The following is a 15,476-nucleotide window of genomic DNA, read 5'->3' on the forward strand; positions in this document are numbered from 1 at the left end:
GGTGCGGGCGCGAGGAGGGGCAGTCCCCAGAGGTGGGGCAAGTCGGGTCGCATCCGGCACCGATGCGAGCCACGCGCCCCCCTCCGACCGGGGTCAGCCCCGTTCGGTCACGGCCCCGTGCGTCAGGTGCAGCCGCCGCTCGGCGCGCCTCGCGACGGCGGAATCGTGCGTCACGATCACGAGCGTGAGCCCGCGGTCGCGCCAGAGGCCCTCGAGCAGGTCCATGATCTCCTCGCGGGTCTGCTCGTCCAGGTTGCCCGTCGGCTCGTCGGCGAGAAGCACGTCGGGCTCCTTCACGAGCGCGCGGGCGATGGCGACGCGCTGCTGCTGCCCGCCGGAAAGCTCGCTCGGCACGTGGTTCGCCCGGTCGCCGAGCCCGACCGACTCGAGTGCTGCGGTCGCGCGTGTGCGACGTTCGTCGGCCGCCGCACCGAGCGGTTCGAGTGCGGTCTCGACGTTCTCCTGCGCGGTGAGCGTCGGGATGAGGTTGAAGCCCTGGAAGACGAATCCGATCTCGCGGGCGCGGATGCCGCCGAGCTTCGCGTCGGGCATGCCCGACAGTTCGGCCTCGTCGAGCGAGATGAGGCCCGAGGTGGGACGGTCGAGTGCGCCGAGCAGCTGCAGCAGCGTCGACTTGCCGCCGCCGGTCGGGCCCTGGATCGCGACGAGCTGCCCGGTCGGGATGGTGAGGCTGACGTCCTGCAGCGCCGTGATCGTGCGTTCCTTCTGCCGGTAGGTCTTCGAGACGTTCTCGAGGGTGTACATGAGGCGGTTCCTTCCGTGGTGCGGGGGTCTGGGGGCGAGCGGATGCCGCGGCATCCGTCATGCGACGCTGCGGAGCGCCTCGGCGGGGCGGAGCAGGCTCGCGCGCCATCCGCCGATCGCACCGGCGAGGAGGCCGCCGAGCACGGCGAGGCCGACCGCGAGGGCGACCACGGTCGGGGTCACGGGCGCCGTGAGCACGACCTCGGCCGTGGCCTGCGCGGCGTCGAACGGGGTGCCGCCGCCCGCGAAGCCGCCGCCCATCGCGCCCGCGGCGGCGCTGTCGGGCGCGGTCGTCGTGGCGAGCGTCGGCGCGATCGCATTGACCACGCCGATGCCCGCGAAGCCGAGCGCGAGCCCGGCGGCACCGCCGATGAGGCCCTGCACGAGCGACTCGCCCGCGACCTGACCGGTGATGCGGCGGTTCGACCAGCCGATGGCCTTGAGCGTGCCGAACTCGCGCGTGCGCCGCGTGACCCCCTGGATGGTGAAGAGGATCGCGATGAGGAAGGCGGCCGCGAGCACCGCGACCGACAGCCACAGGCCGAGGCTCGAGACCAGCTGCGACGCACTGCCGAGCGACCCCGAGACGGATGCCGCGAGGTCCTCCTGCGTGCTCACCTCCTGCTCCGGCAGGGCGCCCTCGAGGTCGGCCTTCACCGTCGGGATCGTCGACGCCGACTCGGCCTGCACGGCGATGTCGGAGACCTGGCCCTCGAGGCCGGAGAGCTCCTGGGCCACGTCGAGCGGGATGTACGCGTTCGACGCGGTCGCCGCATCCGCCGAGGTCGAGGCGACCGTGCCCACCACCTCGAACCCGGTGCCGCCGAGGTCGATCGTGTCGCCGACCGCGAGGCCCTCGCTCATGGCGTGGTCGGCGTCGAGCACGACGACGGCCTGCCCGGCGTCGGCGGCGTCGAGGCCGCGACCGTCGACGAGCTCGACCGCGCTGAGCGGACCGACCGCGTCGGCCGTCGGGTCGACGCCCGTCACGCTCGTGCTCGCCACGTCGAACGCGCCGCCGCCGAAGCTGCGAGCGCCGCCATCGCCGGGCGCGGGCCTCGCGGCGTCGCCGCCGCTCGTGCCGGTGCCGCCGGTGTCGCTCGGCGGCGCGGGGAGCTCGCCGTCGAACGTGACGTTGGTGAGGCTCAGGGTGGCGGATGCCGCGGCGACGCCGTCGACGGACTGCACCGTCTCGAGCGTCGACGCGTCGAACGTCGAGGCGCCGGGGCCGGCCGTCAGGCGCGAGTTGCTGAGCTCGGTCGTGGTTCCGTCGTCGGCGGTCGCGCCGTCGTCCTGGCCGAACTCGAAGCGCACGCCGGGACCGCCCTCGCCCTCGCCCGGCGCCGTGGGCGCCTGCGACACGGTCAGGTCGGTGCCGACGCCGTAGACGGATTCCAGCACGGCGGCCTGCGCGTCGCGCACGCCCGTCGAGACGGCGTTCACCATCATGACGAGCGCGATCGCGAGCGCCATGCCGACCGCGATGATCGCGGTCTGCCTGCGCCGCCCGGCGAGCTCGCGCCGGAGGTAGGTGAAGAACATGGTGGGGTCCTCGTGGGTCGGCCTCCGCCCACCGGACGGCGGGCTGCCTCGGACGCTAGGGATGCCCGCTGTGGCCGCGCGATGGGCTGCCCCTGCGCCGGCCATGAGCGCGCGCCGGCCTCGGCATGCGAGCAAGGTCGCACGGCAGGGTCACAGGCGGCATCCGCTCGCGTCATAGGAACCGCACAGGAACGCGCGCATACTCGAAGGCATGAGCCATCCGACCACCGCATCCGGCGCCGCCCAGCGGCCGCAGATCGCCAAGGCCGACGGCAGCGCCGTGCGCGTGCTGGTCGTCGACGACGAGAACTCCCTCACCGACCTGCTGAAGATGGCCCTGCGCTACGAGGGGTGGGAGGTGCGCACCGCGTCCGACGGCCTCGGCGCCGTGCGCGCTGCCCGCGAGTTCCGGCCCGACGCGATCGTGCTCGACATCATGCTCCCCGACATCGACGGGCTCGAGGTGCTGCAGCGCGTGCGCGCCGACGGCACTGAGACGCCCGTGCTCTTCCTCACCGCGAAGGACTCGCTCGACGACCGCATCGCCGGGCTCACCGCGGGCGGCGACGACTACGTCACCAAGCCGTTCAGCCTCGAGGAGGTCGTCGCGCGTCTCCGCGGCCTGATCCGGCGCTCGACGCTCACGCTCGCCCAGGCGAAGGACCCCGTGCTGCGCGTCGGCGACCTGAGCCTCGACGAGGACTCCTACGAGGTCGAGCGCGACGGCACCCCGATCGAGCTCACCGCGACCGAGTTCGAGCTGCTCCGCTTCCTCATGCGCAACCCGCGGCGAGTGCTGTCGAAGGCGCAGATCCTCGACCGCGTGTGGAGCTACGACTTCGGCGGCCGGGAGACGGTGGTCGAGCTCTACATCTCCTACCTGCGGAAGAAGATCGACGCCGGACGGGACCCCATGATCCACACCGTGCGCGGAGCCGGGTACATGCTGAAGGCCACGACGTGACGCATCCCGGCGACCCGGGCCACGCGGCCGCCGCGCGACGCGCCGCGGCCGTGGAGGCGGTCGCCGAGCCGTCGGCCGGGCGGGCGGGCGCAGCGGGTGGCGGGCGACCCGGCTCCGACGGGGCGACGGATGCCGCGGCCCGGCGCCCGCCGCCGAAGACGCTCCGCCGGCGCCTGCTCCTCGTCGTCGCGGCGCTCGTCGTGCTCGTCAGCGCGATCGTCGGGCTCGTGAGCGTGGCGGTGCTGCACGCGCAGCTCGTCGCGCGCCTGGACGCATCGCTCGAGCAGGCGACCGACCGTGCCGGCCGGGCGCTCGACGACCCCGGCGGTCCGCTGCCCATCCCGCCCGAGGGCGCCGACGTGCTGCTCCGCATCCCGGGCCAGCCGGTGGGCACCGTCGCGGTGCTCGTGGTCGACAACGCGATCTTCGCCTCCAGCACGATCGACGAGCAGGGTGAGCTCGTCGAGCCGTCGCCCGATGCGTTGCGCGCGCTCGCCGCGGTGCCGGTCGACCGCCAGCCGCGGACGGTCGAGCTCGCCGAGCTGGGGGAGTACCGCGCGATCGCCGCCCCCACCAACGGCGGGTACTCCTACGCCGTCGCACTCCCGCTCGACGACGTGAACGCCACGAGCCGCCAGCTCGCGGTCACGATCGCCTTCGTCGCGCTCGCCGGGCTCGCGGGCGCGCTGGCGCTCGGCGCCGTGACCGTGCGGCGGGCGCTGCAGCCGCTGGACCGCGTGACCGAGACGGCGACCGCCGTGTCCGAGCTGCCCCTCGCTCGCGGCGACGTCGAGCTTCCGGCCAGGGTGCCGGTCGACGACGAGCGCACCGAGGTGGGGCGCCTCGCGACGGCGTTCAACCGGATGCTCGGCCACGTGGCATCCGCCCTCTCGGCCCGCGAGCAGTCGGAGCGCAAGGTGCGCCGCTTCGTCGCCGACGCCAGCCACGAGCTGCGCACGCCGCTCGCCTCGATCCGCGGCTACGCCGAGCTCACGCGGATGCACGCCGGCGAGCTGCCGCCCGACATCGTGCACGCGATCGGCCGCATCGAGTCGGAGTCGCTGCGGATGACCGACCTGGTCGAGGACCTCCTCCTCCTCGCCCGGCTCGACGAGGGCCGCGAGCTGCGCCGCGACGAGGTCGACCTCCGGCAGCTCGTGGTCGACGCGGTCGGCGACGCGCAGGTCGCGGGGCCCGACCACGACTGGCGCGTGGCCGTGCCCGACGAGCCGGTCGAGATCGCGGCGGACGTGTCGCGCCTGCACCAGGTGCTCGCGAACCTGCTCGCGAACGCGCGCATGCACACGCCGGAGGGCACGAAGGTCGTCGTTCGCCTGAAGCGCGTGACGGATGCCGCGGGCGACCGCGTCCGCCTCACCGTGACCGACGACGGCCCGGGCATCGACCCCGACGTGCGCGCGACGCTCTTCGAGCGGTTCGCACGTGGCGACGCGTCGCGCTCGCGCCGGGCCGGCAGCACGGGGCTCGGCCTCGCGATCGTGCGCGCCGTCGTCGAGGCCCATCAGGGCACTGTCGCGGTCGAGAGCGAGCCCGGCCGCACCGAGTTCACGGTCGACCTGCCGGCCTGACCCGCCCATGCCCCGCGCCGCGGTCCGGGTCGGGCGCGGGTCAGGCGTCGGCCGGCGGGGCGTCTTCGTCGAGCACGCCGCTGCTCAGCCGGGCGAGGAGACGTGCGAGCTCGCCGACGTCGGCGGCCGGCCAGGTGCGCAGTTGGGCGTAGAGCTGCTGCTGCATCCGCGAGCTCCTCCGCCCGACGCGCTCGATCGCGACGGGCGTCGGCTCGATGATGCGCACGCGGCCGTCGTTCGGGTCGGGCAGGCTCGTCGCGAGGCCGAGCCCCTCGAGTTGCTTGAGCTGGCGGCTCACGACGCTCTTGTCGATCTCGAGCGTCTCGGCGATGGCGCCGGCGTGCATGGGGCCTCTCCGGACGACGGCCGACAGGATCTTGTACCCGACCGGCTGCAGCTCGGGGTGCACGGCTGCAGCGGCCTCCTTCCAGACGGCGCGCACGCGGACGAAGAGCGACCGCAGCTGCTCCTCGACCGCGGCGATCTCGTCGTCGCCGGCCGTGCGCGTCGCTGATGCGGCGGGGGCGGTCATGCGGCCGATCCTATTGCCCGTCTCGCCGCGGACGCGGGCCGACGGTGCCGACCGGCCCGGTGGCCGGGTCGTGGGCGAGTCCGACGGGGGTGAGGGCGACGGATGCCGCGGCCGCGTCGATCGCGGCGTCCTCCGCGTCCTCGAGCTCTCGCTCGCGCTCGTGGGCGGCTGCGGCATCCGCCCCGCTCTCGGACCTCGCCCGCTGGATCGCGTTCTGCGTACCCAGGTCGACGTTCGGGAGGAACGCCACCGCGATGAGCGTGACGACCGCGAGCGGGACCGCCGCGAGGAAGACCGCGGCCACCCCGGTGCCGTACGCCGACTCGACGACCACGCGCAGGAACCCCGGCAACTCGCCGACCTGCGGGATGGCCCCGCCGCCGAGGGTCCGGCCGGCCTCGAGCTGCTGCTCGGGGTCGAGCCCGCCGACGCCGTCGGCGATGCGCTCGGCGACGACGGTGCCGAGGATCGATCCCATGACGGCGACGCCCACGGTGCCGCCGAGGCTGCGGAAGAAGGTGACGGCGCTCGTGGCGACGCCGAGGTTCCGCACCTCGGTCGTGTTCTGCACGACGAGCACGAGGTTCTGCATGAGCATGCCGACGCCGGCCCCGAGCACGAACATCGACACGCCGACGTACCAGAACGCCGTGTCGTACTCGAGGCGCGAGAGCAGGATGCTGCCCGCGATCATGAGCACGCCGCCCGCGACCATGAAGCCCTTCCACCTTCCGCGACGGCTGACGAGTGCGCCGATCACCGTGGAGGCGATGAGCACGCCGGCCATCATCGGGATGGTGAGCAGGCCGGACTCGGTGGGCGTGGCGCCGCGCGCCAGCTGCATGTACTGGCTGAGGAAGACCGCGGTGCCGAACATGGCGACGCCGACGGAGATCGACGCGACCACCGAGAGCGTGAACGTGCGGTTGCGGAAGAGCCCGAGCGGGATCATCGGCTCGGTCGCGCGCAGCTCGACGACGATCGCGAGGGCGAGCAGCACCGCGGCGCTGCCGACCATGAGGAGCGACGGCCACGAGATCCAGTCGAACTCGCCGCCGGCGAAGGTGACCCAGAGCAGCAGGAGCGAGACGCCCGCGGAGATGAGCACGATGCCGGCGTAGTCGATGGAGACCTTCCGCTTCGGGTGCCTCGGCAGGTGGAGCGTGCGCTGCAGCAGGATGAGCGCGGCGACCGCGAACGGGAGGCCGACGAAGAAGTTCCAGCGCCAGCCGAGCCCGTCGGTGATGATGCCGCCGAGGAGTGGTCCTCCGACCGTGGCGACGGCCATCACGGCGCCGAACAGCCCGGCGTACCGGCCGCGCTCGCGCGGGCTGATGATGTCGGCCATCACGATCTGGCTGAGGGCGGCGAGGCCGCCGGCGCCGACGCCCTGGAGGACGCGCATGGCGATGAGCGTGCCGGTGTCCTGCGAGAACCCCGCGGCCGCCGACGCGAGGACGAACACCACGAGCGCCAGCTGCAGGAGCAGCTTGCGGTCGAACAGGTCGGCGAGCTTGCCCCAGACGGGCGTCGAGACGGTCGTGGCGAGCAGCGTCGCCGTGACGACCCAGGTGAACGCCGACTGGTCGCCGTCGAGGTCGGCGATGATGACCGGCAGCGAGCTGCCGACCACGGTGGTGGCCAGCATCGACACGAACATGCCGAGCAGGAGGCCCGACAGGGCGGTGAGCACCTCGCGGTGGGTCATGCCGGTGTCGGAGAGCGCGGCGGGATCCGCCTGCGGCTTCGGCGCGCGCGTGCGCGGGAGGGTGGCCATATGACTCCAGAAATCGTTGACTATTGTCAACCATAGTAAACCAGTGGACTTCGGTCAACTATTCCCACCGGCCCGATTTGGCGGCGCCCGCGGCATCCGTTACCCTTGTCGGAGCCGAAGACCGCTGGTCGTCGCGCCCGTCGCAAGACAGGTCGACCGAAGCTCTGCGAATGCAGGGGCCCGCGCAGGTGTGACGAAGACTTTCCGGGTTTCCCGAATCGAGCTCCGCGCGCTTGCGCCGGAGCTCTTCTCATTCTCCCGAACGTTTCCAGCGCTCCGAGGCCGTGCATCGCCACCGCGATGCACGTTGAAGACACAAGGAGTGGCCATGGCGAACAAGGAAGCCTCGGTTGCCGAACTCACGAACCTGTTCGAGAGCTCGACCGCCGTTCTGCTGACCGAATACCGCGGCCTCACTGTTGCCCAGCTCAAGACGCTGCGCAAGTCCATCAGTGGGGACGCGAGCTACGCCGTGGTGAAGAACACGCTGACGAAGATCGCCGCCAACAAGGCCGGCATCTCCGCGTTCGACGACGACCTCAAGGGCCCGTCGGCGATCGCGTTCGTGCACGGTGACCCGGTCGCCGTCGCGAAGTCGCTGCGTGACTTCGCCAAGGCGAACCCCCTCCTCGTGGTCAAGGGCGGCTATTTCGATGGCAAGCCCCTGACCGCCGAAGAGGTAGGCAAGCTCGCCGACCTCGAGTCCCGCGAAGTGCTCCTGGCGAAGCTCGCCGGCGCCTTCAAGGCCTCGCTGTTCGGAGCCGCATATCTGTTCAACGCACCGCTCTCGAAGGCCGTCCGCACGGTCGACGCGCTGCGTGAGAAGCAGGAGTCCGCTGCGTAGGCGAGAGCCTGCCAAGCGGTGAGTACCCAGGAAATCTAAGGAGAAGAATCATGGCGAAGCTGTCCACTGAGGAGCTGCTCGAGCAGTTCAAGGGCCTGACCCTCATCGAGCTCTCGGAGTTCGTCAAGGCGTTCGAGGAGACCTTCGAGGTCACCGCGGCCGCCCCGGTCGCCGTTGCCGGCCCCGCTGCCGCAGGCGGCGGCGCCGCTGCCGAAGAGGTCGAGGAGAAGGACTCCTTCGACGTCGTCCTCGAGGCTGCCGGCGACAAGAAGATCCAGGTCATCAAGGTCGTCCGCGAGCTCACCTCGCTCGGCCTCGGCGAGGCCAAGGCCGTCGTCGACGGTGCTCCCAAGGCCGTGCTCGAGGGCGCGAACAAGGAGACCGCCGACAAGGCGAAGGCCGCCCTCGAGGAGGCCGGCGCGACCGTCACCCTCAAGTAGTGGCCGCCCTCGAGGAGGGCAGCGACACCTGAGCGCGACCGTCACCCTCAAGTAGTGGCCGCCCGCGCGAGCGGGTTCGCAGCTTGAGGTGACCTGCGTCACCTGAACACACGGATGCCCCGTGCCGATTCGTTTCGGCCCGGGGCATCCGTCGTCTGCGCGGCGGCGGTGCGGGCCGGCGGATGCCGCGGCATCCGTCAACGCGACGGCGCGGTCGTGCTGCTGCGCACGACGAGTCGCGTGGCGAGCGGTCGGTCGGCCCAGCCCCGGTCGTCGTCGGACGGAGCCTCGCCGAGCGCGCGCATGACCTCCTCGACCGCGATGCGGCCCTGGTCCTCGGGGTACTGCTCGACCGTCGTCAGGCCGAACAGCTCGGCGTACTCGTGGCCGTCGAAGCCGGTGATCGACAGCGCCGACGGCACCGCGATGCCGAGCCGCTCGGCGGCCCGCATCACCCCGAACGCGATCTCGTCCGATGCCGCGAACACCGCCGTCGGCCGCGCGGTCGGATGTCCGAGCAACTGCAGCCCTGCCGTGTAGCCGCCGGGCAGGGTCATCTCGGCCTCGATCACGCCGCCGTCGACTCCCGCGGGCTCGAGGCCCGCGGCGTGCATCGCATGGCGGAAGCCGTCGCTGCGCAGCTGCTGCACGCTGCGCGCGGCCGACCCGGGCGCGGCGCCGGCGAGGTGGGCGATCCGAGTGTGCCCGAGCTGGATGAGGTGCTCGGTCGCGAGCCTCCCCGCCGCGAAGTCGTCGACCGCGAGCCGTGGGGCGCCGGGCGCCGAGCCTCCGAGCACCACGATGGGCTTGTCGCGTCGCCCGATCACCTCGACCTCGCGCTCGTCGAGATCGACGCCGACCGCGATGACCGCGTCCACGCGCTTGCGCGCCAGGAAGAAGTCGAAGACGCGGTCGCGCTCCGGACCCTCGAGGGCGAGGTTGTAGAGCGTCAGGTCGTAGCCCGCCGACAGCAGCGCGCGCTCGGCGCCCTCGAGCACCTCGCCGAAGAACCACCGGTTCACGAAAGGGATGACCATGCCGACGTTCTTCGTGCGGCCCGTGACGAGGCTCGCCGCGTTGGGCGACGCGATGTAGCCGATCTCGGCAGCGGCATCCGTCACACGACGGCGCGTCGACTCGGAGACGTACCCGTGGCCCGAGAGCGCGCGGGACGCCGTCGACTTCGAGACCCCGGCGAGGCGGGCCACGTCGGTGATCGCGGCCATGCGCGCCTCCCTCCGTCGGGCCTGCGAAACGGAGTGTACGCCGAAACCGGGCCGATATGGAACCGGTCCCAGATTTCGCGGTCGTCATCCGATCGTGACCCGGATCGCCCTTGCTCGCATCCGGATCGTCGCCTAGCGTTGTCGCTGGAACCGGTTCCCGGTTCCGCCCTGCACCGACTCGCACACTCGATGAGGAGATGAGAGATGAGTTCCATTCGGCATCGTCGCTGGATCGTTCCGATCGCAGCGGCGGCGACCCTCGGCCTCACATTGACGGCCTGTACGGGAGACATCGCGGCAGAGGACGCCGCCGACACCGACTGCGGCGACTACGAGGAGTTCGGCAGCTTCGACGGCGAGGAGGTGAGCATCTACGGCACGATCGTCGAGGTCGAGGCGGAGCGGCTCGAGGCCTCCTGGGCCGACTTCGAGACCTGCACGGGCATCGACGTCGTCTACCAGGGCACGCAGGAGTTCGAGACTCAGGTGCGCGTGCTCGTCGACGGCGACAACGCACCCGACCTCGGCATCTTCCCGCAGCCCGGACTGTTCTCGACCTTCGCAGAAGACCTCGTCGCTCCTCCCGCCGAGGTCGAGGCGAACGTCGACGAGTACTGGTCCGAGGACTGGAAGGGCTTCGGCACGGTCGACGGCACCTTCCTCGGCGCCCCGCTCATGGCGAGCGTCAAGGGCTTCATCTGGTACTCGCCGGCGATGTTCGAGGAGAACGGCTGGGAGCAGCCCGAGACCCTCGACGACATGATGGCGCTCACCGAGGAGATCGCGGCGTCCGGCGTGGTCGACAAGCCCTGGTGCGCCGGCTTCAGCTCCGGTGAGGCCACGGGCTGGCCCGGCACCGACTGGGTGGAGGACATGGTCCTCCGGCTGCACGGTCCCGACGTCTACGACCAGTGGGTGAACCACGAGATCCCGTTCAACGACCCGCAGATCGTCGAGGCGTTCGACGCGGCCGGCGCCATCCTGAAGAACGAGGAATACGTCAACGGCGGGTACGGCGACGTCAGGTCGATCAACGACATCACGTTCAACGAGGGCGGCTGGACCATCCTCGACGGCCAGTGCGCGATGCACCACCAGGCGACGTTCTACGAGGGTCTCTGGCCCGAGGGCACGACGATCGCCGAGGACGGCGACATCTGGGCGTTCATCACGCCGGGCACCGAGGCCGGTGCATCCGACGTGACCGGTGGCGGCGAGATCGTCGGCGCATTCACCGACAGCGAGGCCACCGCGGCGTTCCAGACGTACCTGTCGACCCCGCTGTGGGCCAACAACCGCGTCTCGGAGGGCGGCGTGATCAGCGCCAACAGCGGTGTCGACCCCGAGAACCTCTCGAGCGACCTGCTCCGCGAGGCGTACGCCATCCTGCAGGACGAGAACACCACGTTCCGCTTCGACGGCTCCGACCTCATGCCGGGCGCGGTCGGCTCGGCCTCGTTCTGGGCGGGCATCGTCGACTGGATCAGCGGCAACGACACCCAGACGGTGGTGGATCAGATCGAGGCGAGCTGGCCGCAGTAGCCAGCGACCCGTTCCAGGTCCTACCATCAACCGAAAGGGGGGTCGCGCGACTCATCGCGCGGCCCCCCGATTCCTCAACGGGGAGGGAGTGCAATGACGACATCCGACCTCATCAGCAAGATCTTCGTCGTGGTCGCGGGCATCGCGATCTTCGTGGCGGTCATCGGGCTGATCCTCTTCCTCGTGGACCGCGCCCCCAAGCGCGGCCGCGACTACTGGCAACTCGCGGGGTTCCTGCTTCCCGCGGTGCTGCTGCTCGCGTTCGGGTTGATCTACCCGGCCATCAACACCTCGATCCTCGCCTTCGCCAACGACGCGGGCGAGTTCGTCGGGTTCGACAACTTCATCTGGGCGTTCACCCAGCCGGCGGGCATCGTCTCGATCCGCAACACGCTGATCTGGGTGATCCTCGTGCCGACGCTGGCGACCGCGATCGGCCTCGCCTACGCCGTGTTCATCGACAAGGCGCGCGGCGAGCGCGTGTACAAGTCGCTCGTGTTCATGCCGATGGCGATCTCGTTCGTGGGCGCCGGCGTGATCTGGCGCTTCGTGTACGAGTACCGCGGCCCCAACCAGGATCAGATCGGCCTGCTCAACGCGATCGTCACGGGCCTCGGAGGCGAACCCGTGCGATGGCTGCAGGAGGCGCCGATGAACACGTTCTTCCTGATCGTGGTCATGATCTGGGTGCAGACCGGTTTCGCGATGGTCGTGCTCTCCGCGGCGATCAAGGGCGTGCCGACCGAGCAGATCGAAGCGGCCGAGCTCGACGGCACCAACGCGTGGCAGCGGTTCACCAACGTCACCATCCCGTCGATCCGCGGCTCGCTCGTCGTGGTCGTCACGACCATCTCGATCGCCACGCTCAAGGTCTTCGACATCGTCCGCACGATGACCGCGGGCAACTTCGAGACCTCGGTCGTGGCCAATGAGATGTACACGCAGGCGTTCCGTGCGAACGAGGCGGGGCGCGGCGCCGCGCTCGCGCTGATCCTGTTCCTCATGGTGCTGCCGATCGTCATCTACAACGTCAACATCCTGAGGAAGCAGAGGGAGATCCGATGAGCAGCGTCGCCCCAGCAGATCTCCCCGTTGCCAGGGGCAAGGGGGAGCTCGAGCTCGATGTCATCGAGGAGCCGAAGGCGGCGCGCGTCAAGCGTCGCCTGACCTCCCGAGGGGCCACGGCCGCGGCGCTCATCATCGCCGTCCTGTGGACCCTGCCGACCTTCGGCCTGTTCATCTCGTCGTTCCGTCCCGAGGAGCTCATCAAGACCACCGGATGGTGGACGATCTTCGAGAACTGGGGCTGGACGCTCGACAACTATCGCGAGGTGCTGTTCTCCTCGTCGACGTCGGCGCCGCAGCTCGGCTCCTATTTCGCGAACTCGCTCACCATCGCCATCCCGGCCACGATCTTCCCGCTCGTGCTCGCCTCGATGGCGGCGTACGCGTTCGCCTGGATCAAGTTCAAGGGCTCGTCGGCGCTGTTCGTGCTGGTGTTCGCGCTCCAGATCGTGCCGTTGCAGATGGCGCTCATCCCGCTGCTGCAGATCTTCTCGGCGACGATCCTGCCGTGGCAGCGGCAGGTCAGCGAGGTGTTCCCGATCGTCCCCGACGAGAGCTTCCTCCCGGTCTGGCTCGCGCACACGATCTTCGCGCTGCCGCTGGCGATCTTCCTGCTGCACAACTTCATCTCGGAGATCCCGGGCGAGGTCATCGAGGCGGCGCGCGTCGACGGCGCGAGCCACTCGCAGATCTTCTTCCAGGTCGTGCTGCCGCTGGCGCTCCCGGCGATCGCGTCGTTCGCGATCTTCCAGTTCCTGTGGGTGTGGAACGACCTGCTGGTCGCCCTCATCTTCACCGACGGCACCGCCGACACCGCACCGCTGACCCAGCGATTGGCGGAGCTCGTCGGCAGTCGCGGGCAGGAATGGCAACGCCTCACGGCCGCGGCGTTCGTGTCGCTGGTCGTCCCACTCATCGTGTTCTTCAGCCTGCAGCGCTACTTCGTGCGCGGCCTGCTGGCGGGCTCGACGAAGGGCTGACGGGCGGGCGGATGCCGCGGCATCCGCCCGAACGCCACGAGGGGGCGGATGCTGCGGCATCCGCCCCCTCGCTCGCGCACGAGCCCGTCTTGGGGACTCGGGCCGCTCGACGCAACCCGTGGCCGGGTCGGCCGGAAACGGGGAGAATCGACACCATGGCGACCTCACCGCTCCTCCTGGGGCCCATGCTCCGGTACGTCGACGAACGCTCGGCGAGCATCTGGGTCGAGACGCGCGCCGATTGCGTGGTGAGCGTGCACGCCGACGGCCGGTCGTGGGAGACCCGCACGTTCGCGGTGCACGGCCACCACTACGCGCTCGTCGAGGTCGACGGCCTCGATCCCGGCGCCAGCGTGCCCTACGAGGTGCGGATCGACGGCGCCGCGGTGTGGCCGGAGTCGGGCTCGGATCTCCCGGCGCCGGTGATCGCGACCGGCGAGCCCGGTCGCCCGCTGCGGATGGCGTTCGGTTCGTGCCGCACGAGTGTGCCCCACGACCGCTCCGGCAACCGCACGCACGGCGTCGACGCGCTGCGGGCGTTCGCGCTCGCCGTGGCGGCCGGCGACCAGCCCACCCCCGACCTCGTGCTGTTCCTCGGCGACCAGGTGTACGCCGACTCGACGTCCAAGGAGATGCAGGAATTCATCGAGTCGCGCCGCAGCCTCAGGGAGCCGCCCGGCAAGGAGCTCAAGGACTACGAGGAGTACGCGCACCTGTACCGGCTGGCCTGGTCCGACGACGCCAACCGCTGGCTGCTGTCGACGGTGCCGAGCGCGATGATCTTCGACGACCACGACGTCCGCGACGACTGGAACGCCTCACTCGACTGGAAGCGCAAGATGGAGGCCACCTCGTGGTGGCACGGGCGCATCGTCGCCGGGCTCGGGTCCTACTGGGTCTACCAGCACCTCGGCAACCTCTCGCCGGCCGAGCGCGCCGAGGACGAGCTCTGGCAACGGGTGGTCGCGTACGACGGTGACGGCGAGCTCGACCTGACCGAGGCCGTCGACGAGTTCGCCGCCCGGGTCGATGCGGAGCCGACGACGTACCGGTTCAGCTTCGCCCGTGACTTCGACGACATCCGGCTCATCGTGGTCGACTCGCGCGCCGCGCGCGACCTGACGCCCGACGCGCGCGGACTCGTCGATCCGCCCGAGCTCGAGTGGTTCGACGCCCGGCTGCGCGGCGGATTCCGGCACGTGCTCGTGGCGACCTCGCTGCCGTACCTGCTGCCGACGGGCCTGCACCACGTCGAGGCGTGGGACGAGGCGATCTCGCAGGGCGCGTGGGGGAGGCCGGCGGCGTGGGTGGGGGAGCGCCTGCGGCAGGCGGTCGACCTCGAGCACTGGGCGGCCTGGCAGAACAGCTTCCAGGATGTCGCGCGGATGGTGACCGACCTGGCCGATGGACGGCGCGGCGAGGCGCCGCAGTCGATCACCTTCCTGTCGGGCGACGTGCACTACTCCTACCTCGCCGAGGTCGACCGGGAGGACGGCGCGCGCATCGTGCAGGCGGTGTGCTCGCCGGTGCGGAATCCGCTGCCACGACTCCTGCGCTGGTTCACGGTCGTGATGTCGTACGGCATCGCGGCCCCGTTGGGTGCGCTCGCCGCCCGCTCGGCGAAGGTGCCGGATGCACCGTTCCGCTGGCAGACCGTGAAGGGGCCATGGTTCGACAACAACCTCGCCCTGCTCCAGGACGCGCCCGACGGGCTGGCCATGACGTGGCACACCGGCGTGGTCGACGACGGCCAGGAGCGCCGTCCGCGTCTCGAGGAGGTCGAGTCGGTCGTCGTGCCGGTCGAGCGGCGCGAGCCCATCCACGTGCGGGCCGAACCCCGACGCCGGACGCCGGTCAGTCGGCGTGCGGTCCGGTGACCCGCCGGGCGACCACGGCGACGACGCCGGCGACGACCAGGAGCAGGGCCGCGGGGACCAGGCCCGCCGTGCCGTCCGCGCTGTCCGTGGCAGGCGCCGGCTCGGCGGCGGCGGGTGAGTTCGCGAGAGCGAGGCCCGCGAGGGTGAGCAACACCGGGAGGACCGCCGCGATCGGCGAGCGCCGGCGCGGCCGACCGTCGGATTCGGAGCGGCGTACGGGCGAGGGGGCGACCTTCATCGCACGCTCCATTCTCGGCGGGGAAGACGGATCACGCTCAACGTAGCGGCGCGCACGCCCTCCGCGAACACCCCCCTTCGGGGCGACGAACCGGC

Annotated in this window: 14 protein-coding genes; 8 read left to right on the forward strand and 6 right to left on the reverse strand. The window is 71.1% G+C overall.

The features are described 5' to 3' along the window. Window positions 1-93: 93 nt before the first annotated feature. On the reverse strand, window positions 94-765 hold the full coding sequence (locus tag ACULK4_RS02615; RefSeq protein WP_445964905.1) for an ABC transporter ATP-binding protein: 672 nt from the start codon (window positions 763-765) through the stop codon (window positions 94-96). 57 nt (window positions 766-822) lie between these two features. After that, a complete protein-coding gene (locus tag ACULK4_RS02620; RefSeq protein ID WP_445964906.1) occupies window positions 823-2,307 on the reverse strand; it encodes an ABC transporter permease in 1,485 nt (494 codons plus the stop codon). 211 nt (window positions 2,308-2,518) lie between these two features. On the opposite strand from ACULK4_RS02620, the gene ACULK4_RS02625 reads away from it, so the two are divergent. Both ACULK4_RS02625 and ACULK4_RS02630 read left to right on the forward strand, forming a co-directional pair. Beyond that, the gene (locus ACULK4_RS02625) at window positions 2,519-3,271 is read left to right on the forward strand and encodes a response regulator transcription factor (RefSeq protein ID WP_445964907.1); all 753 of its coding nucleotides are present in this window, start codon (window positions 2,519-2,521) and stop codon (window positions 3,269-3,271) included. Then, on the forward strand, window positions 3,268-4,860 hold the full coding sequence (locus ACULK4_RS02630; protein WP_445964908.1) for a sensor histidine kinase: 1,593 nt from the start codon (window positions 3,268-3,270) through the stop codon (window positions 4,858-4,860). Before ACULK4_RS02625 ends, ACULK4_RS02630 begins: the two co-directional genes overlap by 4 nt. Before the next feature lie 40 nt (window positions 4,861-4,900). Here ACULK4_RS02630 and ACULK4_RS02635 read toward each other — a convergent pair whose 3' ends face one another. Next, on the reverse strand, window positions 4,901-5,392 hold the full coding sequence (locus ACULK4_RS02635) for a MarR family winged helix-turn-helix transcriptional regulator (protein WP_445964909.1): 492 nt from the start codon (window positions 5,390-5,392) through the stop codon (window positions 4,901-4,903). A 10-nt stretch (window positions 5,393-5,402) separates the two neighbouring features. Further along, window positions 5,403-7,100, reverse strand: coding sequence for an MDR family MFS transporter (locus tag ACULK4_RS02640; RefSeq protein ID WP_445965190.1), 1,698 nt, complete (start codon window positions 7,098-7,100; stop codon window positions 5,403-5,405). A 397-nt stretch (window positions 7,101-7,497) separates the two neighbouring features. Here ACULK4_RS02640 and rplJ point away from each other — a divergent pair, with 397 nt between their 5' ends. Beyond that, window positions 7,498-8,013, forward strand: a complete 516-nt coding sequence (rplJ, locus tag ACULK4_RS02645; protein ID WP_155842151.1) for a 50S ribosomal protein L10 — start codon at window positions 7,498-7,500, stop codon at window positions 8,011-8,013. A gap of 50 nt (window positions 8,014-8,063) precedes the next feature. Continuing rightward, a complete protein-coding gene (gene rplL / locus ACULK4_RS02650) occupies window positions 8,064-8,453 on the forward strand; it encodes a 50S ribosomal protein L7/L12 (protein WP_127792363.1) in 390 nt (129 codons plus the stop codon). A gap of 197 nt (window positions 8,454-8,650) precedes the next feature. On the opposite strand, the gene ACULK4_RS02655 is transcribed toward rplL, so the two are convergent. Then, window positions 8,651-9,679, reverse strand: coding sequence for a LacI family DNA-binding transcriptional regulator (locus ACULK4_RS02655; protein WP_445964910.1), 1,029 nt, complete (start codon window positions 9,677-9,679; stop codon window positions 8,651-8,653). 204 nt (window positions 9,680-9,883) lie between these two features. Here ACULK4_RS02655 and ACULK4_RS02660 point away from each other — a divergent pair, with 204 nt between their 5' ends. From ACULK4_RS02660 to ACULK4_RS02675, 4 genes are all read left to right on the forward strand, one after another. Next, window positions 9,884-11,221 (forward strand): ABC transporter substrate-binding protein, encoded by a 1,338-nt coding sequence (locus tag ACULK4_RS02660; RefSeq protein WP_445964911.1) that lies wholly within the window; start codon window positions 9,884-9,886, stop codon window positions 11,219-11,221. Between the two features lie 93 nt (window positions 11,222-11,314). Further along, window positions 11,315-12,286 (forward strand): carbohydrate ABC transporter permease, encoded by a 972-nt coding sequence (locus tag ACULK4_RS02665; protein ID WP_445964912.1) that lies wholly within the window; start codon window positions 11,315-11,317, stop codon window positions 12,284-12,286. Continuing rightward, on the forward strand, window positions 12,283-13,266 hold the full coding sequence (locus ACULK4_RS02670; RefSeq protein WP_445964913.1) for a carbohydrate ABC transporter permease: 984 nt from the start codon (window positions 12,283-12,285) through the stop codon (window positions 13,264-13,266). The genes ACULK4_RS02665 and ACULK4_RS02670 overlap by 4 nt, the downstream gene beginning before the upstream one ends. Window positions 13,267-13,421: 155 nt before the next feature. Then, a complete protein-coding gene (locus ACULK4_RS02675; protein ID WP_445964914.1) occupies window positions 13,422-15,143 on the forward strand; it encodes an alkaline phosphatase D family protein in 1,722 nt (573 codons plus the stop codon). On the opposite strand, the gene ACULK4_RS02680 is transcribed toward ACULK4_RS02675, so the two are convergent. After that, entirely contained in the window at window positions 15,121-15,381 is a 261-nt protein-coding gene (locus ACULK4_RS02680; RefSeq protein ID WP_445964915.1) for a hypothetical protein, read from the reverse strand. The genes ACULK4_RS02675 and ACULK4_RS02680 overlap by 23 nt on opposite strands. Between the last annotated feature and the right edge of the window lie 95 nt (window positions 15,382-15,476).

The organism is Agromyces selenitireducens, assembly GCF_052748465.2.

Coding starts and splice junctions, on each gene's coding strand:
- ACULK4_RS02660 (WP_445964911.1), top strand. CDS start 9,884: ATGAGTTCCATTCGGCATCGTCGCTGGATCGTTCCGATCGCAGCGGCG.
- ACULK4_RS02640 (WP_445965190.1), bottom strand. CDS start 7,100: ATGACCCACCGCGAGGTGCTCACCGCCCTGTCGGGCCTCCTGCTCGGC.
- ACULK4_RS02665 (WP_445964912.1), top strand. CDS start 11,315: ATGACGACATCCGACCTCATCAGCAAGATCTTCGTCGTGGTCGCGGGC.
- ACULK4_RS02625 (WP_445964907.1), top strand. CDS start 2,519: ATGAGCCATCCGACCACCGCATCCGGCGCCGCCCAGCGGCCGCAGATC.
- ACULK4_RS02635 (WP_445964909.1), bottom strand. CDS start 5,392: ATGACCGCCCCCGCCGCATCAGCGACGCGCACGGCCGGCGACGACGAG.
- rplL (WP_127792363.1), top strand. CDS start 8,064: ATGGCGAAGCTGTCCACTGAGGAGCTGCTCGAGCAGTTCAAGGGCCTG.
- rplJ (WP_155842151.1), top strand. CDS start 7,498: ATGGCGAACAAGGAAGCCTCGGTTGCCGAACTCACGAACCTGTTCGAG.
- ACULK4_RS02620 (WP_445964906.1), bottom strand. CDS start 2,307: ATGTTCTTCACCTACCTCCGGCGCGAGCTCGCCGGGCGGCGCAGGCAG.
- ACULK4_RS02680 (WP_445964915.1), bottom strand. CDS start 15,381: ATGAAGGTCGCCCCCTCGCCCGTACGCCGCTCCGAATCCGACGGTCGG.
- ACULK4_RS02675 (WP_445964914.1), top strand. CDS start 13,422: ATGGCGACCTCACCGCTCCTCCTGGGGCCCATGCTCCGGTACGTCGAC.
- ACULK4_RS02655 (WP_445964910.1), bottom strand. CDS start 9,679: ATGGCCGCGATCACCGACGTGGCCCGCCTCGCCGGGGTCTCGAAGTCG.
- ACULK4_RS02670 (WP_445964913.1), top strand. CDS start 12,283: ATGAGCAGCGTCGCCCCAGCAGATCTCCCCGTTGCCAGGGGCAAGGGG.
- ACULK4_RS02615 (WP_445964905.1), bottom strand. CDS start 765: ATGTACACCCTCGAGAACGTCTCGAAGACCTACCGGCAGAAGGAACGC.